This is a genomic window from Proteiniborus ethanoligenes, from assembly GCF_900107485.1.
In the GTDB taxonomy this organism is placed as follows: domain Bacteria; phylum Bacillota; class Clostridia; order Tissierellales; family Proteiniboraceae; genus Proteiniborus; species Proteiniborus ethanoligenes.
Genome location: NZ_FNQE01000006.1, coordinates 82,351 through 104,064, shown reverse-complemented (window position 1 = coordinate 104,064; position 21,714 = coordinate 82,351). Strand labels below are relative to the sequence as shown.

21 protein-coding genes, 1 pseudogene and 1 other annotated feature are annotated in these 21,714 nt (G+C 32.8%); of the genes and pseudogenes, 17 read left to right on the top strand and 5 right to left on the bottom strand.

Annotated features, from left to right (window positions below; all coding sequences use genetic code 11):
- A partial coding sequence (locus BLV37_RS03975; protein WP_091727595.1) for a transposase occupies positions 1-255 on the bottom strand: 255 nt, incomplete at its 3' end.
- Positions 256-564: 309 nt separating this feature from the next.
- On the opposite strand from BLV37_RS03975, the gene BLV37_RS14965 reads away from it, so the two are divergent.
- Positions 565-720, top strand: a complete 156-nt coding sequence (locus tag BLV37_RS14965; RefSeq protein WP_176967861.1) for a hypothetical protein — start codon at positions 565-567, stop codon at positions 718-720.
- 161 nt (positions 721-881) lie between these two features.
- Here BLV37_RS14965 and BLV37_RS03970 read toward each other — a convergent pair whose 3' ends face one another.
- The gene (locus BLV37_RS03970) at positions 882-1,178 is read right to left on the bottom strand and encodes a hypothetical protein (protein WP_091727592.1); all 297 of its coding nucleotides are present in this window, start codon (positions 1,176-1,178) and stop codon (positions 882-884) included.
- A 91-nt stretch (positions 1,179-1,269) separates the two neighbouring features.
- Entirely contained in the window at positions 1,270-1,737 is a 468-nt protein-coding gene (locus BLV37_RS03965; RefSeq protein WP_091727589.1) for a hypothetical protein, read from the bottom strand.
- Between the two features lie 230 nt (positions 1,738-1,967).
- Between BLV37_RS03965 and BLV37_RS03960 the strand changes: the two genes are divergently transcribed.
- Positions 1,968-2,720: a SagB/ThcOx family dehydrogenase gene (locus BLV37_RS03960; RefSeq protein ID WP_091727586.1), complete on the top strand. Its 753-nt coding sequence runs from the start codon at positions 1,968-1,970 to the stop codon at positions 2,718-2,720.
- 15 nt (positions 2,721-2,735) lie between these two features.
- On the opposite strand, the pseudogene BLV37_RS03955 reads toward BLV37_RS03960, so the two are convergent.
- A pseudogene (locus tag BLV37_RS03955) lies at positions 2,736-4,280 on the bottom strand (L-lactate permease); the annotation flags it as partial.
- A gap of 174 nt (positions 4,281-4,454) precedes the next feature.
- Here BLV37_RS03955 and BLV37_RS03950 point away from each other — a divergent pair.
- From BLV37_RS03950 to BLV37_RS03910, 9 genes are all read left to right on the top strand, one after another.
- Positions 4,455-5,009 (top strand): PTS sugar transporter subunit IIC, encoded by a 555-nt coding sequence (locus tag BLV37_RS03950; RefSeq protein WP_091727581.1) that lies wholly within the window; start codon positions 4,455-4,457, stop codon positions 5,007-5,009.
- 66 nt (positions 5,010-5,075) lie between these two features.
- Positions 5,076-6,791: an acyl-CoA synthetase FdrA gene (fdrA, locus tag BLV37_RS15275; protein WP_091727578.1), complete on the top strand. Its 1,716-nt coding sequence runs from the start codon at positions 5,076-5,078 to the stop codon at positions 6,789-6,791.
- A gap of 12 nt (positions 6,792-6,803) precedes the next feature.
- On the top strand, positions 6,804-8,060 hold the full coding sequence (locus BLV37_RS15270; RefSeq protein ID WP_091727575.1) for a YlbE family protein: 1,257 nt from the start codon (positions 6,804-6,806) through the stop codon (positions 8,058-8,060).
- 163 nt (positions 8,061-8,223) lie between these two features.
- Positions 8,224-9,162 (top strand): carbamate kinase, encoded by a 939-nt coding sequence (arcC, locus tag BLV37_RS03935; protein ID WP_342026589.1) that lies wholly within the window; start codon positions 8,224-8,226, stop codon positions 9,160-9,162.
- Between the two features lie 104 nt (positions 9,163-9,266).
- Positions 9,267-9,525, top strand: a binding site (T-box leader).
- A 104-nt stretch (positions 9,526-9,629) separates the two neighbouring features.
- Positions 9,630-10,436 carry an amino acid ABC transporter substrate-binding protein gene (locus BLV37_RS03930; protein WP_091727570.1) on the top strand — a complete coding sequence of 269 codons (807 nt, stop codon included), beginning with the start codon at positions 9,630-9,632 and terminating at the stop codon, positions 10,434-10,436.
- 25 nt (positions 10,437-10,461) lie between these two features.
- Positions 10,462-11,103 (top strand): amino acid ABC transporter permease, encoded by a 642-nt coding sequence (locus BLV37_RS03925; RefSeq protein WP_091727567.1) that lies wholly within the window; start codon positions 10,462-10,464, stop codon positions 11,101-11,103.
- Between the two features lie 151 nt (positions 11,104-11,254).
- Positions 11,255-12,199: an ABC transporter substrate-binding protein gene (locus BLV37_RS03920; protein WP_091727564.1), complete on the top strand. Its 945-nt coding sequence runs from the start codon at positions 11,255-11,257 to the stop codon at positions 12,197-12,199.
- Positions 12,199-12,927, top strand: a complete 729-nt coding sequence (locus BLV37_RS03915; protein WP_091727562.1) for an ABC transporter ATP-binding protein — start codon at positions 12,199-12,201, stop codon at positions 12,925-12,927. The genes BLV37_RS03920 and BLV37_RS03915 overlap by 1 nt, the downstream gene beginning before the upstream one ends.
- Positions 12,914-13,690, top strand: a complete 777-nt coding sequence (locus BLV37_RS03910) for an ABC transporter permease (protein ID WP_091727559.1) — start codon at positions 12,914-12,916, stop codon at positions 13,688-13,690. The genes BLV37_RS03915 and BLV37_RS03910 overlap by 14 nt, the downstream gene beginning before the upstream one ends.
- 84 nt (positions 13,691-13,774) lie before the next feature.
- On the opposite strand, the gene BLV37_RS03905 is transcribed toward BLV37_RS03910, so the two are convergent.
- Positions 13,775-15,709, bottom strand: coding sequence for an OPT family oligopeptide transporter (locus BLV37_RS03905; protein WP_091727558.1), 1,935 nt, complete (start codon positions 15,707-15,709; stop codon positions 13,775-13,777).
- A gap of 184 nt (positions 15,710-15,893) precedes the next feature.
- Between BLV37_RS03905 and recQ the strand changes: the two genes are divergently transcribed.
- From recQ to BLV37_RS03880, 6 genes are all read left to right on the top strand, one after another.
- Positions 15,894-18,083 carry a DNA helicase RecQ gene (recQ, locus tag BLV37_RS03900; RefSeq protein WP_091727555.1) on the top strand — a complete coding sequence of 730 codons (2,190 nt, stop codon included), beginning with the start codon at positions 15,894-15,896 and terminating at the stop codon, positions 18,081-18,083.
- 30 nt (positions 18,084-18,113) lie between these two features.
- Positions 18,114-18,290, top strand: coding sequence for a hypothetical protein (locus BLV37_RS14960; protein ID WP_176967860.1), 177 nt, complete (start codon positions 18,114-18,116; stop codon positions 18,288-18,290).
- A gap of 77 nt (positions 18,291-18,367) precedes the next feature.
- On the top strand, positions 18,368-18,733 hold the full coding sequence (locus BLV37_RS03895) for a DUF6483 family protein (protein WP_091727553.1): 366 nt from the start codon (positions 18,368-18,370) through the stop codon (positions 18,731-18,733).
- Positions 18,734-19,125: 392 nt separating this feature from the next.
- The gene (locus BLV37_RS03890; protein ID WP_091727551.1) at positions 19,126-20,067 is read left to right on the top strand and encodes a hypothetical protein; all 942 of its coding nucleotides are present in this window, start codon (positions 19,126-19,128) and stop codon (positions 20,065-20,067) included.
- Positions 20,068-20,114: 47 nt separating this feature from the next.
- A complete protein-coding gene (locus BLV37_RS03885) occupies positions 20,115-20,969 on the top strand; it encodes a sensor histidine kinase (RefSeq protein ID WP_176967858.1) in 855 nt (284 codons plus the stop codon).
- On the top strand, positions 20,962-21,675 hold the full coding sequence (locus BLV37_RS03880; RefSeq protein ID WP_176967857.1) for a LytR/AlgR family response regulator transcription factor: 714 nt from the start codon (positions 20,962-20,964) through the stop codon (positions 21,673-21,675). Before BLV37_RS03885 ends, BLV37_RS03880 begins: the two co-directional genes overlap by 8 nt.
- Positions 21,676-21,714 lie beyond the last annotated feature (39 nt).

The following is a 21,714-nucleotide window of genomic DNA, read 5'->3' as shown; positions in this document are numbered from 1 at the left end:
TATTTCAAGATCCTTTTCGCCTAATAGCTTCTTTAGTTGCTCATTCTCCTTATCTAAGGAGGAATTAGTGCTATAATCTATATTAAGAGGATTATTCGTTTTGTTAGCTTCCTTTGATTCTCTAACCCATCTTGTAACCGTGCCTGGGACAATATCATGCTTTCTTGCTACTAAAGTTGCATTACCAACTTCCTCTACTTCTTTAACAATTTGACGTTTAAATTCTTCTGGATATCTTGTATTTTTGCTTCTCATTCTGGCAACCTCCTGTTGATTATATTTTACTATAATCGTGTGTGATTGTCCAAAACGGTTAGGGGGCTAAATAGGAGATATTATACATTTTACTCCTTCCTTTCATAGTTGTATAGTATTATATTATGTTTATGTTAAGAAGATGTGATTTAATTAATTAGGGAAAAGCATGGGGATGGGGTTGTTGCTTTTATATTGATGCTTCTAGTGAAGATATGCTACAATTTAATCAATCTACAAATTAAAGCTAGTATTACTATCACGGTGGCCTGATTATTTGTGTCTGCTTAACACTTTGGAGGGATATAAATGGGAATTTCTAAAAACACATTATCCTTAGCAGGGGAATATGCAGTTGCAAGTGAGTTATGCAAAAGAGGATTGTATGCACAATGTATATCAAACACTTTTTACCCTTTGCATCTATTATTCTTAATGAATGAGAGGAGAAACTATATAAAATAGCTTCTTTTACTCAAAATCAGCAAATGATAGATAATAAAGCAACTGTATATGTATGTGAAAATTTTTCTTGCAACGAGCCTACAACAGATGTTGAAAAATTCATTAGCTTACTAAGTAAAGCCTAAACAGAGACTAGAAAATCTCTGTTTAGGCTTTTAGACTTAAGAATATTCCTTATAGTCACAGTCATTATCATCCTTTTTACAATGTGGTGGCGGTGATGGTGGCATATGCTCAGGATGATAGAAGAATACTTTTATAACATAATCTTTACAAGAATCTACTCCAAATAAAAATTGTCCACACTCATCAGTAAATGCAAAGGTTATAGGTTTTAGCTTACATTTACTTTCTTTTTCAAATAGCTTAACTACTGCATCCTTTACAGGACAGCCATCAGGAAATTTTACAACTCCGTGTATTGCTGCTCTATTTTCTTCTTCTAAGCAGATCACCATATCTCTTTCTTCATTTGGCTTTAGCTTCTATTTTCCAGACAGCTCAATTCTTTTAAGTTTCCAACCCATTAAAACACCTCCCTTCAATATACTATGTATCAATGTAGTCAACAGTTACATCTAATTCATAAATGTTATCCGTTAACGGCTTAATTGCCTCGTTTGGCTTTACATAAGATTTATTACCTTTAAAGTCTTTTAAGATAATATGGGATATATTTGCTTCTATTTCGGACTCTGCTATTGTCTTATTTGATTTTTTTGTAATAGCTTTACTTTCTATGGGATAAGATAATTGAATAGGAACTTTAATTTTATAGCTTAAAATATTTTTTTGTTCTAAATATTCTTCTACAAGGTTTAGATTTTCGTTATCGAGGAAGAAATAGTATTCGATAATGGCTTCTGCTACATTGCGAGGACAGTTTCTAAATACTTTATTAGCTCTTATAACAGGAATACTGTTTTTACTTCCATTTGATAAAACCGTATACTTGTTATCAGTATATATAAGCTCAATGTTTAGATTGTTACATAATGATTTTAGATGGCTATTCAAGGCTTCACCTCCTTACTTCTGATAATATAATATACAAAAATATGTATTTGGTGCTATTAATAGAATAAATAAGGATATATTTTTCAGATAGTAATATATAAGGAAACTTTGTTCATGGTAAATAGACTACAAATAGTGAAAAATTATCAGAAATATTGTAGAATTAGTATAGAATACTAATAAAAGCAATTTTGCATGTATTTTAAAATAAAATTTTAGGGGGATTGAAAATGATTAAAGAAATAGGAAAAGAATTTATGGAAAAAACTAAATACAAGTATTTAGATGAGTCTGATCAAAACAAGGGACTACCCCAACCTCCCTTTGAGCTAGATTATGACAAAGAAGCGGAGCTAATTGATTTGCCATCTGCTGAGAATCTAAATATTAAGAATATGGATTTAAGAACAGCCATAGAAACTCGAAGAACCTTGAGAAAATATGCTGATACTCCACTAACTATTGAAGAGCTTTCTTATTTATTGTGGTGTACTCAGGGTGTAAAGCAAATTGTATCTAGACCAGCTACCCTTAGAAATGTTCCTTCCGCAGGTGCTAGACATGTATTTGAAACTTTTCTTCTAATAAATAGAGTAGAGGGAATAAAACCAGGTCTATACAGATACATAGCACTTTCCCATAAACTTATTGCAGTCAACTTAGAGCCAGAAATAGCAGATAAAGTAACCTTTGCTTGTCGTGATCAGGTGTTTGTTAAGAATAGTGCTGTAACCTTTATATGGGCTGCAGATATTTACAGAGTAACATGGAGATATGGTGAGAGAGGATATAGATATATTCATCTAGATGCAGGACATGTATGTCAAAATCTTTATTTGACAGCAGTATCTATAGATGGTGGAGCTTGTGCCATTGGTGCATTTGATGATGACAAAATAAATGAATTGCTTGGCTTAGATGGAGAAAACCAATTTGTAGTATATGCTGCTACATTAGGAAAGAAAGGGACCCAGCTCTTATAGAGCAGGTCCCTTTCATCATATGAGTATAAAATGATATATAAATAACAACAAACCAAATATAAAAGCAACAGATAAAGCAAAAGGAATAATCTTTTTTAAAACCTTTCCTTCAGAGCCTAAGATGCCAGCAGTAGTTGTTCCTAATACTACGTTTCCTGGTGCTATAGAGGTTCCTATTCCACCACCAGCAGATTGGGCACCTAGAATTGCAGAGGTATTTAACCCTATTATCTGAGAAGTTTTCATTTGAAATATACTAAATAAAATATTAGATGACATATTACTTCCAGTTATAAATGAGCCAAGTAGACCTATAAATGGAGAAATAAGGACATAATATCTACCTAGTACGTTTGAAACACCCTGTGCTAAAACCTCAGTTTGTCCTGTTCCTGACATTATCCTAGACATAGTAATTAAAGAAATTATGGCAAATCCCGAAGGAAGTGCTTTTTTTATAGTCCTCTTTAATACATTTTGAAAAGATCCCTTCTTAATAAGACCTTTACTTAAGTAATAAAAATATCCTAATACTGCAGAAACAAAAAGGAACATACTAGCATGAGTAAATGGTTTTATAGGTGAAAACTTGGTAACCGCATTGTTTACAACACCAAAGGCTGTTGCAGTTTGTATAAAGCTTGGACCATAGCTAAATCTGCTAAGGAATTGATTAATTGGTGTAATAAGTAATACAATCAATGTTATAGATGTCATTAAATAATAAGGCATAAAAGCATCATTAACACTCATTCGATCTTCCTTAGAAGACTCTATTGATTTTTCTTTTCTTATCATTATTTTACTATCAAAGATCTGCCAATTGTCCTTGTATAATGGGCTTTTAGAAAGCAACATTATGACAATTAACGAAATAGAGCTAGGAACAAAGACAGCAAGATCAGCATTGATTTGTGAGAAAAGGATTTGGCCAACACCTTGAGTCAATGATATAAGAACAATTGCTAAGAATCCCTTCCTGATAGCCTTAAATCCACCGTAAAAATATGCAATAGTTGTACAAGAAATAATGTTTAAAATAAATAATAAACCACTTGTATATATTGCAATAGTGCTTATAGTACTTACATCAGATATTCCTGTTTGCATAATCATAGAATGCCAAGCCAGAGCTAAGGTTCCAAAAGTTCCAGCCCAACTATGACCTATTAAAGGAATAACAACTGCCCATATCGGAGATACTCCTATGCCGATAAGTAAGGGCGCTGTTACTAAAACTGGCACTCCAAATCCAGTTACACCTTGCAAAAAACTTGCAAACGCTATCCCAATTCCCATGATTCGTAACAATTCATTAGGAGCAAGTTTCTCAAAAGCTTTGTTTAAAACACTAAAAGATTTAGCCTCACTACTAACCTCGTATAGTAATATAGCTGTTAAAATTACTAATATAATACTTAATGAACTCCATAGTGCCTTCAAAATCTCAATTACAATAACTATAGTATTAGCTTTAAAAAACAGCACACTTATTACAGTAGTCAAAACAAGTGTCACAGGTGCAGCTTTTGATGCTCCCCATTGAAATTTCACCATTAATAAATAGAAGAAGTAAAATTGGTATTATAGCTAGAAACCAATAAAATAAGTTTATAGGTAAATTCATAAAAATACCACCTTTCATAGATAAACAATGGATAGTAACATAACAAAAAAATAGGATACACTATAACTAATTGTAAATTCTAAATAGATTTTAAACAACGTAAATCAATGAAAGCAACTGAATTACAACCAATACCAATGGGAATGTTAGTTGCAGCATTGATGGGTATAGCTTTAACACTACCTATTAGTAGTACTGCTATTGCAATAATGATTGGTATATCTGGAGTAGCATCTGGGGCAGCTGTTGTAGGTGGATGTGCTCATACTATAGGTTTTGGTATCCAAAGCTACAGAGAAAATGGATTCTCAGGTTTAATAGCTCAGTCATTAGGCTCCCCAATGGTTCAAATAGGAAATATAGTTAAAAATCCTTTACTAATGGTCCCGCCAACAATTACATCAATGATACTTGGACCATTTGTAACTACAATTTTTAAAATGGAAAGTATATCAGCTGCAGCTGGTACAGGAACATCTGGTTTAGTTGCACCACTTGGAGCTTTAGCAGCTATGACTCAAGCAGGTTATCCAGCAGGAGAGATTTGGTTAAAAATTATAGTATTCTGTTTCATAGCCCCTGCAATATTAACTTGGATTATCTCTGAGATTTTCAGAAAATTAGGTTGGATAAAACCTGGAGATTTAAAATTAGACATTTAATTATATATTACTTTATCTGAATAAACATAGAAATATAGGTACTATTTATTTGTTAGGAGTGATGAGATGATTTATGGATTAATTAAGAAAAATACCTATCAAGACTCAGTAAATTTAATGCTTCTTAGTAGTAAGCTTTCAAAATTAGATGGAATCAACAAAGTTTCTATAATGATGGGAACACCTGCAAACAAAGAAATATTTCAAAATACAGGAATGGATGTAGCAGAATTTGAAGATGCAACCCCTAATGATATCTGTATAGCAGTTGACACTGATAATGAAAGTCTAGTCAGTAATGTATCAAATGAGTTAGATAATTTCATAAAGGATTTATCTTCAAAGTCAAAGGATAAGAAACTAACAACATCTAGAACCTTAGATGGAGCATTGAATAATTTACCTGATGCAAATTTAGCCTTAATATCTTTACCAGGAGAATATGTTTTTAAAGAGGCTGATCGCTTGTTAGATAAAAACATAAACACCTTTATATTTAGTGATAATGTATCTATAGAAGAAGAGAAAAAATTGAAAGAAAAGGCTCATAATAAAGGATTAATAGTAATGGGACCAGATTGTGGTACTGGAATAATATCTAGTATACCTCTAGCTTTTGCCAATATAGTACAAAAAGGAAATATTGGTATAGTAGGTGCATCAGGAACTGGTATTCAAGAGGTAACATCCATAATTGGTAGAAATGGTGGAGGAATTTCACATGCAATAGGAATTGGTGGAAGAGATTTATCAGAAGAAATAGGAGGAATTTCTGCTATTGATGCCCTTAAGATGTTAAATGAAGATGACAATACTGATGTTATAGTATTCATATCTAAGCCACCAGCACCATCAGTAAAAGATAAGGTAATTGAGACTTTCAAAACCTTAGATAAAAAAGTAGTAGCATTATTTTTAGGTGAAAAGCCTGAAAATTCTGAAGATAACATAATATATGTTTGGACATTAGAAGAAGCTGGCTATCAAGCTCTAATGATTTCTAAAACTTCAGGAAACTATAGAAAAAATCTTCAAGGTATCTTAGAAAAATTAGATACTATAAAAAGTAATCAAAATCAAAGAAAAATTCACGGATACTATGGTGGAGGAACTTTAGCAGGAGAGGCATCTATATTGCTTAAGGATTACTTTAACATTAAGGACAGTAAAAATCCTGAAGGTTATATGCTTAATTATGAGGGCCATGAAATTATTGATTTTGGTGATGATAGGTATACAAAAGGAAGACCTCATCCAATGATAGATCCTAGCACAAGAATTGATATATTAAATAAACTAATCGAAAAAGAAGATGTAGCTATTGTACTATTTGATAATGTGTTAGGCTATGGCTCAAATGATGATATGGCAGGAGCGTTGGCGCCTGAAATTAAGAAGGTCATAGAATATAAAAATTCAAAAGGACAAGACATATTATTTATAGCTTCTGTATGTGGTACTGAAGAAGATAAACAAGTATACAGTTCACAAGTTACTGAATTAAAAGAAGCAGGGGTACTTGTTTTAGATACGAATGCTGAAGCTACTTATACAGCAATAGAAGCATTAAAGTACCTTCAAACAGAAGATAAAACTACAGTTTCAGAAATAAATAAAAATGGGTTGTTAAATACTGATCTTAAGGTTATAAACATAGGACTTGAAAACTTTGCAAATACTGTATTAAGTCATGGTGGACAAGTTGTTCAATATAATTGGTCACCTATTGCAGGTGGAGATAAAAAAACACAAGGTCTATTAGATCTACTAAATTCTTTATAGGAGGAATAAACAATGAAATATAATAGTTTAAACGAAGCAAACCAAGCGGTTATTGATAAAATTGTATCTGCACAGCCATATCTAGTTGATGTAGTGCCTGCAAAAAGCGTAATTAAAGAATTAAATGGGAAAGTATTACTTCACGCTGGTCCTCCAATAAAATGGGAGCAAATGACTGAGCCAATGAAAGGTTCTTGCTATGGAGCGGCTATATTTGAAGGATGGGCAACTAATGAAGAAGAAGCACATAAATTACTCTCAAATGGAGAAATTGAGTTTATTCCTTGTCATCATGTAGATGCAGTTGGTCCAATGGGTGGAATAACATCAGGTAACATGGCTGTTTTAGTTGTTGAGAATAAAGATGGTGGAAATAGAGCTTACTGTACAATGAATGAAGGTATAGGTAAAGTATTAAGATTTGGAGCATATAACGAAGAAGTTGTTAATAGACTTCATTGGATGAAAGATGTTTTAGGACCATCTTTGTCTAAAGCACTAAAACTAACTGATGGTGGTATGAACCTAAATGTAATAATAGCAAAAGCAATAACTATGGGTGATGAATTCCACCAAAGAAATATCGCAGCTTCTGCAATATTTATGAAAGATATAACTCCATATCTTGTACAAACAGATATTAGTAAAGAAGACTTGTTAGCAGTAACAAAATTCCTTGCTGATACAGATCAGTTCTTCCTAAATATTGCAATGGCTCTTTCTAAAGCAGTAATGGACTCAGCAAGAACAATACAAGAAGGAACAATTGTAACTGCCATGACTAGAAATGGTAATGAATTTGGTATAAGAGTATCAGGAATGGGAGATCAATGGTTTACTGCACCTGTTAATACTCCAGAAGGTTTATTCTTTACTGGATATTCTCAAGAAGATGCTAACCCTGATATAGGAGACAGTGCTATTACAGAGGCTCTTGGTGTTGGTGGTATGGCAATGATTGCTGCTCCTGGAGTAACTAGATTTGTAGGTGCAGGTGGATTTGATGCAGCTCAAAACATTAGTGATGAAATGAAGGAAATTTGTATGGATCACAATCCAAACTGGTCTATTCCAACATGGGATTTTAAAGGAGCTTGTCTTGGAATTGATGTGAGAAAAGTTGTTGAAACAGGGATAACACCTCTTATAAATACAGGAATTGCACATAAAAAGGCTGGCGTTGGCCAAGTTGGTGCAGGTACAGTTAGAGCTCCACTTGGATGCTTTACAAAAGCATTAGAAGCATTAGTTGAAAAGTATGCAAAATAAACTAACCCTTATTTTATAATAAAGAGATCTTTGGAGTCATTTAATGACTTCAAAGATTTCTTTAGATAGTTAATGTAAGAAAATAAAGAATAACATATTCACCATTGGTTAAATTTTATATAAGATGCCATATTAGAAATGTATAGGAATTTGAAGAGGAGTGATGATTGTGAGTAAAGTAATGATAGCATTAGGAGGAAACGCATTAGGCAACAGCCCAAAAGAACAATTAGAATTAGTAAAAGAAACGGCCAAGCCTATTGTGGATTTAATTGAAGCAGGACACATCGTTGTACTAGCCCATGGAAATGGACCACAGGTTGGAATGATTAATTCTGCTTTAGAAACTGCAGCAAGTGTAGATAATAGAATTCCTGAAATGCCTTTTCCCGAGTGTGGAGCAATGAGTCAAGGCTATATAGGATATCATCTTCAAAATGCCATAGCATTTGAATTAAAGAATAGAAATATTAACAAATCAGTTGTTTCTGTAGTAACACAGGTTATTGTAGATGAAAATGATGAGGCATTTAAGAAGCCTTCTAAGCCAATAGGTGGATTTTTTAGTAAAGAGGAAGCAGATGAGCTAGTAATCAAAAAAGGATATACAATGGTTGAAGACTCTGGAAGAGGATATAGAAGAGTAGTTCCTTCCCCTAAACCAGTAGATATAGTGGAGAAAGATGTTATCAATGACATTGTAAACAGTGGTCATATTGTAATTGCTGTAGGAGGTGGAGGAATCCCTACAGTAAGAAAAGGCAATGCTCTAATAGGTATTCCAGCAGTTATAGATAAAGACTTAGCTAGTCAAAAATTAGCGGAGCTATTAGATTGCGATACCCTATTTATACTAACTGCAGTAGAAAAAATCGCAATTAACTTTGGTAAACCAAATCAAGTAAACTTAGACAGAATTACAGTAGGAGAAGCACTAAAATATATTGACGAAGGACATTTTGCACCAGGAAGTATGCTACCAAAGGTAGAGGCTGCAATTGATTTTGTACAATCAAAAGAAGGTAGAACAGCTGTTATTTCTTCTCTTGAAAATGCAAAAAAAGCCATTTCAGGTGAAACAGGTACAACTATTTATAGATAATTGTTATAGAAATTATTCCATAGTAATATGGGGTAATTTTTTTATATTTTATTATTGACAAAAATGCTTTAATGCTTTATCATAATAAAGTACAAACAAAAATAATAAAAGCAATGAAGAGAAATAGTAAAAATACACTTTTTTTCAGAGAGTCCTCGGGTGGTGAGAGAGGATATTAAAGGTATTTTGAACACATCTCTAAGCTATGCATCGAACCCTTTAAGGCAGTAGAATGTTTTCGGAATCCCTGCACCCGTTATAGTGCTAGAGTATAACAAGGAGTTGTTGTACTCGAAGAGGTTGGTATCGTAAGGTACCAATGAACTGAGGTGGAACCACGTGAGTAAAACTCTCGTCCTCTAGTATTTTCTAGATGACGAGAGTTTTTTATTTATTAATTTGTAGCACTGCAAATTGTATAAATAATAAGTAAATAAAAAACAAAAAATAAGGAGATGAATATTATCATGAAAAAAATTCGTATGAGGCTAGTAGTATTATTTAGTTTATTAATCATTGGATTTCTTGCTATTACCGGCTGTTCCTCTAATACCTCAAATAATGAAGATAGCTTTTCAAAAATTAAAGAAAAAGGCTATATAGTAATGGGATTAGATGATACATTTGCACCTATGGGCTTTAAGGATGAAAAGGGAGAGATAGTAGGCTTTGATGTGGACTTAGCTAAAGAGGTATTTAAGAGAATAGGACTAGAGGTCAGGTTTCAACCTATAGATTGGACTATGAAAGAATCTGAGCTTAAGGCTGGTAATATTGATTTAATATGGAATGGATATTCAATAAATGATGAAAGAAAAGAAAAAGTAGCATTTTCTAAGCCTTATTTAGAAAACAAACAAATAATCGTAACACTATCTAATTCAGATATAATTACTAAAAATGATTTAAAGGATAAAAATGTTGCAGCGCAAAACGGTTCAAGTGCTGTAGATGCTATGAATAAAGAGCCTACTATAGTTAGCTCATTTAAGGGGGGTGAACCAGTAGTATTCGATACTAACAACGAAGCCCTAATGGATTTAGAGGCTGGCAGAGTAGATGCATTTGTTGGAGACGAAGTATTAGCTAGATACTACATTAAACAAAGAGGCTATGATAAATACAAGGTTATTGAGGAAAATTTTGGGAAAGAAGAATATGGAATAGGTATGAGAAAAGGAGATAAAGAATTAGTCAAGCAGGTTGATAAGGCTTTAGATGATATGAAACAAGATGGAACCTATGAAGAAATATTTAATAAATGGTTTAAGTAAATTATAGTTAAAGGAGGAGGCCGAAATGAAATATATCATTACTTTAATGTATACAATGCTTCAAGGAACAGTAGTTACTTTAGAAGTGTTTTCAATAACCTTAATATTCTCTATTGTATTAGGCATTATTGTTGCATTATGTAGGCTATCAAAGATAAAGCCTTTAAGTAGAGCAATGGAGCTATATATTTGGGTTATGAGAGGAACACCCTTGCTGTTACAGTTAATATTTATATTTTTCGGCCTTCCTTTTATAGGTATAATATTAGATAGACTTCCAGCTGCATTGATAGCTTTTATATTAAACTATGGAGCATATTTTGGAGAAATATACAGGGGTGGTATAGAATCTATAGATATAGGGCAGCATGAAGCAGCTCAAGCTCTAGGATTTACACCTATGAAAGCATTCATTTGGATAATATTCCCTCAGGCAATAAAAAGAACCTTAGCACCTGTTGCAAATGAAGTAATTACTTTAGTAAAGGATACATCATTAGTTTATGTAGTTGGATTAGGAGAGCTATTAAGAGCAGGAAAGATTGCTTCAAATAGAGATGCTTCACTAGTCCCCCTTATTGTAGTAGGTTTGTTTTACCTAGTTTTAGTAGGTATATTGACAAAAATATTTAAGACCTTTGAAAAGAGATTTTCATATTATCAATAAGGAGTAAATTAGGGAAGTATATTTCTTTAATGTAAACTGATACAATATAAATTCCGTTTACTTTATAACCAAAACCATCTATGACATTGATTTAACAAACTTTTAGGAGTAAAATTAGTATGGATCTTAAATATAGAACGGAGGAATACAGATGAAAAAATTTAAATGGACAGCTTTATTTATTGTTATCATGTCTTTAATATGGATGGTAGGATGTACTTCCAAGGGAAATCTAAATGAAGAATCACAATTGGAGAAGCCTAATACAGTGGAAAAACTAAGATTAAAGGTTGGAGTTATGCCAGCAGTTGACTCAGCACCTATTTTTGTTGCAGCAAAGAATAGTTATTTTGAGGAATTAGGTTTGGACGTGGATGTTCAAATATATATGAATGCTATGAATAGACAAAGCGCTCTTCAAAGTGGTGAGCTAGATGGAGCTATGACGGATGTTATTGCATTAGTTAATAATGTGCAAAATGGCTTTGATATAAAGGTTACTACCAGTACTGATGGGAGCTTTCCTATATTAGTAAGAAAGGATTTTGAAGAAAAAAAGGATATTAAAGTAGGGCTTATGGAAGTAAGTGTAGTTAATTACCTTGCAGATGAGTTTCTTATTGAAGAATACAGTATGGATAAAATATTTATAAACGAAATTCCTGCAAGATTAGAAATGATAAATCAAGGACAAATAGATATGGCAGTACTTCCAGAACCTGTTGCATCTCAAGGAGAGCTAATGGGTCTGGAAAAGAGAATTTACAATAGCAAAGATGAGTTTTCTCCTGAGATTATGGTATTTACAGGGGATGCTATAAAAAATAAAGAAAAAGAAATTGAATTATTTCATAAAGCTTATAACAAAGCTGTTGAAGAGATTAGGAAGGATGAAAATATAGCCAGAGATATATTAATCCAAGAGTTAAAGCTAAATCCTGAAGTAAAGGACAAGATTGCTTTACCAGAGTATAACAAAGCAAGAGTACCAAGCAAAGAGTATATTGAAAAGATAATTAGCTGGAATGAAAAAGTATTAGGTAAAAAAATAGATTTAAAATATGAAGAGCTTGTTGAAGGGAAGTTTGTAAAATAATGATTAGTATAAAGGATTTACATGTAAGCTATGGAAGCGAAATAGCTCTTCAAAATGTAAACCTTCATGTAGAAAAAAACACAACCTGTGCTATTATAGGGCCTTCTGGCTGTGGCAAGACCACTTTATTATATTCTATAGGAGCCTTGATAAAGCCAAATGAGGGTAAAGTACTAATAGATGGACAAGAACTGACTAATGTCCGTAAGAATACAGGAGTTATATTACAGGATTATGGGCTCCTTCCTTGGAAGACTGTTTGGAATAATGTAGCCTTTGCATTACTATGCAGAGGCTTTAATAAGGATGAAGCTAATGAAAAAGTAGAAGATATCCTTAGAGAGCTAGGCATATATGAATATAGAAGTAAATACCCAGGAGAACTAAGTGGAGGACAAAAGCAAAGAGTTGCTATAGGAAGAACCTTGGCACTAGAGCCAGATCTTCTGCTTATGGATGAGCCCTCATCTGCTCTTGATGCAATGACAAAGGAGCATATACAAAATATTATTCTAAATATTTACAAGAGAAAGCCTATTACACTGATTACAGTAACTCATAATATTGAGGAGGCAGCCTTTTTAGGACAAAAGATTGTTATCATGAAAAAAGCAGGAATAGTGCATATTATGGATAATCCTTACTTTGGGAAGGATAAATTAAGAGAAAACATTGATTTCTACAAGTTTTGCTTAGAGATTAGGAAGTGGATACATGAAGATATATAGAAGTTCATGGAAAAAACATTTTAAAACCATATATGCTAACCTTATTGTATTGACTATGTGGTATGTTCTGCATGCTTCCTTGAAATCAGCAGTTATACCATCACCCTTTGATACTATTGAGAACTTTATTATCATATTTCCTAAGGTTTTGCTTCCACATCTATTAGTTAGCCTGTGGAGAATTACAGTGGCTGTAATATTTTCTTTGATATTAGGCGTTATCATAGGAGTGTGGATAGGGGTAAATAAAAAGGCTGATGATTTTATTAGCCCCATTGTTTATATATTATACCCTTTGCCTAAAATAGCATTTCTTCCAATACTTATGATACTTTGGGGTTTAGGAGATATACCAAAGATTGCTTTAATTATTATTATAGTAATATTTCAAATTATTTTAGGAGCCAGAGATGGAGTAAAGGAAATACCTAAAGAGCTTATGATGTCTGTCAAATCCTTAGGACTAGCTAGAAGTCAGGTATATAGGCATTTAATACTTCCAGCCATATTACCTAAACTTTTTACAGCCCTAAGGCTTAGTATAGGTGTCAGTATAGCAGTGTTGTTTTTTGCTGAGAACTTTGCAACTTCTTATGGGATAGGGTATTTTATCATGAATAGCTGGAGCATGGTAAATTACCTTGAAATGTTTAGTGGTATTGTAGGGTTAGGACTTTTAGGCTTTATACTATTTACAGTTATAGATTTATGTGAAGATAAGCTTTGCAGATGGGTTAAGGTAGGAAAGAATACCTTGATATAAAATAAAAAGGAACTGCTGTTATTTATCACAATACTTAAATAACAACAGTTCTTTTTTTATGACGATTGGAAAAGTTTTACCTCTTTAATCAGGCTTTTTCCAAAAAGAATATCTCATAAGGGAAAGCGCAAGCAATGCAAATAAGATTAAAGAGCCATATTTACCTAATACATTGCCACCAAAGGCTAATAGCTCTCCTACAGTTACTGCTCCAGCTGGAATTATAGCTAATACAGCTAAGGTTATTCCTATAAGGCCTTCTCCTGCTATAAGCCCTGATGAATATAATATACCACCGTCAATCTTATCTTTTAAGAGGGTCTCATCCTTAGTAGTCCTTTCTAGAAGTCCTCTTAAAATTCCACCAATCATAATAGGTGTACTCAAATGAATAGGAAGATATAATCCTACTGCAAAAGGTAATATCTGAATACGCAATAGTTCAACGACTATTCCTATGCCTACTCCAATAAATACTAGCACCCAGGGCAAGTTACCGCTCATTACTCCTTCTATGACCAGCTTCATTAAAGTAGCTTGAGGTGCTGGTAACTCCGATGAACCAAAGCCCCATGCATTATTCAACAGTACCAACACAAATCCGATGACCAAGCCAGAGGATATAACTCCTATTAGCTCACCATATTGCTGTTTTCTAGGTGTAGCACCAACTATAAATCCTGTTTTCAAATCCTGAGACATATCCCCTGCCATTGCACTTATGACACATATAACTGCGCCAACAGATAATGCACCAATCATTCCGTCAGGGCCAATAAACCCAGTAGCCTTAAACACAATACTAGTAATAAGAAGGGTAGCTATAGTCATGCCTGAAACTGGATTGTTAGTACTTCCAACTAAGCCCACTAGTCTAGACGAAACTGTAGCAAAGAAAAATCCAAATACTGCGATTAATATTGCGCCTAAAGGACCCACTGGTATTATTGGAGTAAATCCTATTATGGCAACAAGAATGATGATACCTAAAAAAGCTAATTTAATAGACATATCCTCGTCAGTTCTAAGAACACCTTGATTTTCCATGCCTACCTTAAAACCACCAAGAGCACCCCTAAAGGCACTAAAAATGAGAGGAAGTGATTTGATTAAGCTAAGTATACCACCAAAAGCCACAGCGCCAGCTCCAATATACCTGATATAGCTATCCCAAATCCCCCAATAATCTAACTGACTTAAGGGTACTGTAGACGGATATATAGGTAAAGTTACAAATTGTCCTAAATGAGTCATCAAAGGGATAATAACTAACCATCCTAAAACAGCGCCTGCTAGCATATAAGCAGAGATTTGAGGACCCACTATAAACCCAACTCCTAGTAAAGCTGGAAGAGTGTCCATACCAATAGCTGCTCCCCTATACCCTCTTATTTCCCACTCTATCTCACTTGGAAAAAGCTTTATTCCATCTGCTAAGAATTTAAACAGAGAGCCTATACCAAGTCCTGCAAACACAGTTTTGGCCTTTGCACCCCCAGATTCCCCTGCAATGAGAACCTCTGCACAGGCAGTTCCTTCTGGATAAGGAAGAGTTTTATGCTCTTTAACTATTAAAGCTTTTCTAAGTGGAAGCATTAAAAACACACCTAGGGCTCCTCCAATTAAGGCTATTGCTATAATCTTTAATAAGTTTGGCTGAGCCATTCCTAGCTCTCTAGACCATATGAAAAGCGCAGGTAAAGTAAAGATTGCTCCTGCGGCAAGAGACTCTCCTGCCGAGCCTATAGTTTGAACCATGTTGTTTTCAAGTATGGAATCTCGCTTCATTATTCCTCTAATAATACCCATGGATATTACTGCTGCAGGAATTGAAGCACTTATTGTCATTCCTACTCTTAATCCTATGTAAGCATTAGCAGCACCAAATATTATAGACATTAAAATACCAATGATAGTAGATGTAGTAGTTATCTCGGGTATAGTTTTGTCAGCAGGAACATATGGTTTGAAATCTTCAAATACCCCATTGTTCACATTATTTTTTAATTCCTTACTCAAATTTGCTTACCTCCCTTTAAAAATATTTAAAGATTATTCTTTCGTATAATATGTTTCCCATTTTTAAGTAAAATTACTTCAACATAATAATTAAGTAGATAAGTAACATGGTTTTAGCTATATTTAATTTTATTAATAAATAATGATATACTTATTTTATAAAGAATTTTAAAGGAGAAAAAAGATGGATATTTATCAGATATTAAAAATGTATTTTGGATATGAAGAGTTTAAAAAAGGTCAAGAGAAATTAGTTAGAGGGATTATAGACGGTAGGGATGTTTTAGGAATAATGCCTACTGGTGGTGGCAAGTCTCTTTGTTATCAGCTACCAGCCATAGTTTTAGATGGAATAGCTATAGTGATTTCACCTCTTATATCTCTTATGAAGGATCAAGTGGACTCTTTAAATGAAATGGGGATATCAGGAACCTATATTAATAGTACCCTTGAGCAGAATAAACTTATGGAAAGGCTTAGAGAAATAAGAGAGAATAAATATAAAATAGTTTATGTTGCACCAGAACGATTAAATACAGGCTTTTTTAAAGAACTAATAAAAGGGGTAAAGGTATCCTTAGTTGCAGTTGATGAGGCTCATTGCATAAGCCAATGGGGACATGATTTCAGACCTAGCTATTTAGAAATACCTACATTCATAAATTCATTAGAAGAAAGACCTGTAGTTGCAGCATTTACAGCAACAGCTACTGAAGAAATAATTGAGGAAATCAAATATCTTATTAAATTGAATAATCCAACAGAATCCATAATAGGCTTCGATAGACCAAATCTATTTTATCAGGTTATAAAGGCGAGTAATAAGTTCTCGTATTTACTGAACTATTTAAGAGATAACTTCCAGGGCGAATCAGGAATAATATATTGCTCTACAAGAAAGACCGTAGAGTCTTTAGCAAGAAAGCTTAGGGAGGAAGGCTTTTCTGTTGTAGAATACCATGGTGGAATGGAAGGAGAGGAACGTCAAAATAATCAAGAAGATTTTATATTTAACAGAGCTAAGATAATTGTAGCAACTAATGCTTTTGGAATGGGAATAGACAAGCCAGATGTCAGATTTGTAATTCATTATAATATGCCTAAAAATATGGAGGCCTATTATCAAGAGGCAGGTAGAGCGGGAAGGGATGGAGAAAAAAGTCATTGCATATTACTCTATTCACCATCAGATGTTGTAAAACAAAAGCTCATTATACAAAATGAATATCTATCACAAGAACGTGAGGAAATATTATATAAAAATCTTCAGTATCTGGTGGATTATTGTCATACAAATGATTGCTTGCGAAAAGTTATATTAACTTATTTTGGCGAAATGGTAGAAGAACATAATTGCAACAACTGTGGCAATTGCATAGACCAGTCAGAAATGATGGACGTTACAATAGAAGCACAGAAAATATTATCCTGTATATATAGAACAAACGAAAGGTATGGATTGACTACTATAATACAAGTTTTAAGAGGCTCAAAGAACAAAAGATTGCTAGAATGGGGGCTTGATAAGGTCTCTACCTATGGGATAATGGAAACTTATAGCGATACTGCAATAAGAGAAATAACTATGACCTTAGTATCTATGGGATATATTCATATGACTGCAGATAAATTTCCCATACTAAAGCTCACCTCAAAGGCCCTAGGGGTTTTAAGAGGAGAAACAAAGGTATATCATAAAAAGCATTTAATCGAAAGAAAAGGCTCAGCTAGAGACAAAGAAGAACAAAGAAAAAAGGATGTAGGTTCAAACTATGACAATGAATTATTCCTCAAGCTAAGAGAACTAAGGCATTCTATAGCAAGGGAAAAGCAAATAGCTCCATTTATGGTCTTTCATGACTCAACCTTAAAAGCAATGGCAGAATATTTTCCACAGGATAAAGAAGGAATGCTGACAATAAACGGAGTTGGACTTAAAAAATATGAGAGCTATGGAGAAGCATTCATGAGTTTGATTAAGGATTATTGTACTGAGAAGGATATAGATATTAAAGAACTTAGAAAAGAAGAAAAGACGGAATCAAAAGTAGAGAAAACAGTAGAAGATAATAAAGAAGATAGGTACAGATTAACATATGATTGTTATTTGCAGGGATTATCATTAAAAGAAATAGCAGATAAAAGAGGTTTTACTGTAGCGACAATAATTCAGCACTTAAAAAAATGTGATGATAATGGACAATCTGTTGACTGGTTAAGATTTATAGATGACCCTTTAAAGGAAGAAAAGATATTAGATGTTATAAATAGAATAGGGCTAGAGAAACTAAAGCCTATAAAAGAAGCTCTACCAGAAGACATTAGCTATGAGGATATTAAGCTGATTATTGCTAAAAATGGATTAGAGGGATAAGAACAATAGGTATCAATTGGGGGTATCAAAATGAAAAAAGAAGCATCAGCAATTGGAATTATAGGAATACCTGACGAGCAAACCATTACAATGCTAGAAAAAAAGTTGGGGAAGCCCATAAAGAAGATCGAGAAAAAAGGAAAGATAATTTTGATGGTTGGAAAAGGCTTGTTTAAAAAGAAAATTATAATTCGTATAGAAAAATAGTTATACTAAAAACTGATTTAATTTGAGATTTTCATATTATTCCTAAGGTATAAGTAAAAAAATGAGGTGAAAATTTTATGTATCATCAAGATTGGGTTATGAGGCAAATTGAAATGATGGTAAAAATGATAGCAAAATTAATTTTCAAAAAAGACAATATACAATTTAATGTTTCTGATGAAAGCAATTCACTAGAAATCCATAGATTATATGAAAGATTGGTTGATTTGATAAACCAACTGAGACTCAATGAAGCAGAAAATATTTTGTTTGAAGAAATTAACAATAGTGATTTAATTTATATTGAAGTTGCCATGGATTTCTATGACAGGCTAAACAAACTAAGTGATGAAGAATTAGAAATAGGGAATTTTACACGTGAAGAGGTAAAATTAGGTCTTGAAGATGTATTGAAATTATACAATATAAATTTGACCATTTAAAAATTAGAGATTTAATGTGATGCTACATAGTCGTATAATTAGGCATCCTAGCGTTTTTGTCATTCTGAGTGTAGAGAAGAATCTTTGTCTAAGATCCCCTGATAGTAATGCTTACACTGTCTGTCTAAGATGACAACAGAGTCAATGGGCATTCTTTATATTGTATGAACTAGTTTTGAATGAGCAGTATTGACTTTACAATGAAAGACAATGCAAGTATTGTCCAAGTTATATCCAGCATAGTATAACCCAGGGTTATGATTGTATAGAAGGAATAAATATGGATAATTTTGAATAACATGCTGTATTTCACGATGAATATGCCATCCCTAGAGAGATGTATTATAATAGTAAAAATTTGCCAAATCACTTTAATCTAGGAGGGGTCAAACATGAGTAAGTTTAATGAGCTTGAATTTAAATCATATTTATGGAAAGGACAATTGTATGAGGCGGTGAACTATCTCGGTAAATTTCCTGATAAGAAAGATTGGCTTCAGAAGTACATTAATATTTTTGAAAAGGGACAATATTATAAAAGAACAGACAATGAGATTGTTGGGGGTATAGACAGAATCTATCAAAATTATTATAGGAATGTATTTTGGAGGAATATACCAAATGAAGAAGCAAAAAAACTGCTTTTTCAAGAATTAACAATTTTTAGCGGAACAAAACCAAACTTGCCAAATGATGATAATATTGAAGAAGAAATTGAAAAGATGGTTAAAGCAGAAGGTTATGAATGTTTATGTGGAGATACATCGGGTTTTTTTGGACCATATATTTGGGAAAGCTCTACAAAAGTAACCTATGAAGTAGAATTACCAAGTGGTATTCAGCCCTATACAATCATTATGATGGACGGATTTATCTCGCGAAGTTGGTTGGACTTTATTTCTTTTGGGGAAACAGGGACTGGTGGCTGGGTTGGCAAAGATGGTACCTTATGTTGTGTGAGGAGTTTATACGACACGGAAAGTGAAGAATTTAATATTTCATTTCTTAAGCATGAGGCACAACATGCCCATGATAAGAAAAAGTACTTAGATATAACAACTGTTGACTTGGAATATAGAGCTAAGCTAGTGGAATTAATTTATTGGCATAATGATGAAAAAATAAAGGAGATATATAGTGAGGCAGACAATACTAATCCCAATAATGGTCATTCAGTGGCAGCATATAGAATTATTAGCGAAATGTCACAAAAAATATTTGGATGCGAATATGTGAATGATGAAAATATTTGGGAGAATAAATTAGATAATGTTAAGAAATATGCTATGGAACTCTTAGAAAAAAGTAGTAGGGCCTTTGAAATTAGTAGTTAAATATAGTTAAATCATGAATAATAATCAGATTTAAAGGGGGAATGAGATTGGAAAGCAGAAAGAAAATGATTTATAATTCACTCTTACCTTACACAGCCCAGCTATTATTCATAATATTTATAGTAAGGAAAATATTGAATACAAACAACATTGAAAAGCAAAATATTTTAATCCAATGGCTAGTGGGAGCAATTGTTGTATTTAGTATAATCAACTTTTTTCTAATGTATAGACTAATCCGTTTAACAGACAAAAATAATGAGCTAGCGATTGTAAAGGCTGAATTTAAAAATACAGAGGCATTAATTGATTTGTTTAGAAAACAAGGACATGATCATATAAACCATATTCAAACTGTAAGCTCTATGCTGATGTTAGATGAACAGTCTATAGCAATTGATTATCTTCAAGGAATAGCAGAGACCTATAGATTTTCAGGTCAATTTCTTAGATTAGGCAATCCAACATTAACTGCAGTAGTAAATACTAAGAAGGAGTTAGCTAACAAAGAAGGTATAGAGTTTATTGTGAAGAAATACTGTAGAGTAAAGCTATCAAAAATAAAACCATGGGACATAGCAAGCATTATAGGCAATTTGTTGGATAATTCCATCGAATACCTTTTACTACATGAAGAATTACCACAGCAAATATATTTTCATGTTGAAAACACAGAGGATATGAAGGGATATATTTTTAAGGTTGGCAATCCTTATAAAGAAAACAATATAGATATAACTAGTTTTTTCAAACAAGGTTTTTCTACCAAGGCTAATGCAGGCAGGGGATATGGCCTATATATAGTTAAAGAGCTAGTAGAAAGCTACGGAGGAAAAATTCATATAAATACCTCCGAAAGCAACATAGAATTTATTATAGAAGTAGGTGATAACAGTGCTTAATATTCTTATCTGTGACGATGATAATTACACCGTAAGGGTATTGGAAAAAGTTATTGAAGAAACAGAGGGTGTTAAAGAAATATTCCTAGCCTCAAATGGAGAGGAAGCTGTTGAGATAGTAAAAAATAATGATATAGATATTGCTTTTATGGATATAGATATGCCAATAATGGATGGTCTTGAAGCAGCTAAAGTCATGGTGTCTATAGAGGAAGATTTAAAAATTGTATTTATCACTGCCTATAGAGATTATGCATGTGATTCATACGAAGTTAAAGCCCTAGATTACATACTTAAGCCTATTGATTTTTCGAGGGTAAAGAAAAATATCGAAAGAATAATGAAAGAAGCATCTGCTTCAAGACAGGAGAAAACCTTAATACCAAATAATCTACTTATTATTAAAGAAAAACAAGATTATCATATGATAAATATGCCCGAAATAAATTACATAGAAAAAGAACATAATTTACTAGTAATAAACACTATTGATAAGAAGTATTATACAAACCTAACCCTTTCAGAAATTGAAAAAAAATTGACAAGTAATTTCTTAAGAACTCATAAATCTTATATAGTAAATCTGAAAAATATTCAAAGAATCGAACCCTATGGAGACTCTTCTTTTATTATATATTTTAAAAATACAGATGAATTAAGCAATGCACTTATAACAAAAGAAAAGATGAAATTATTACAACTATAGCCCTGTTTATTTAGGGCTATTTTTCATAATACCTTAATT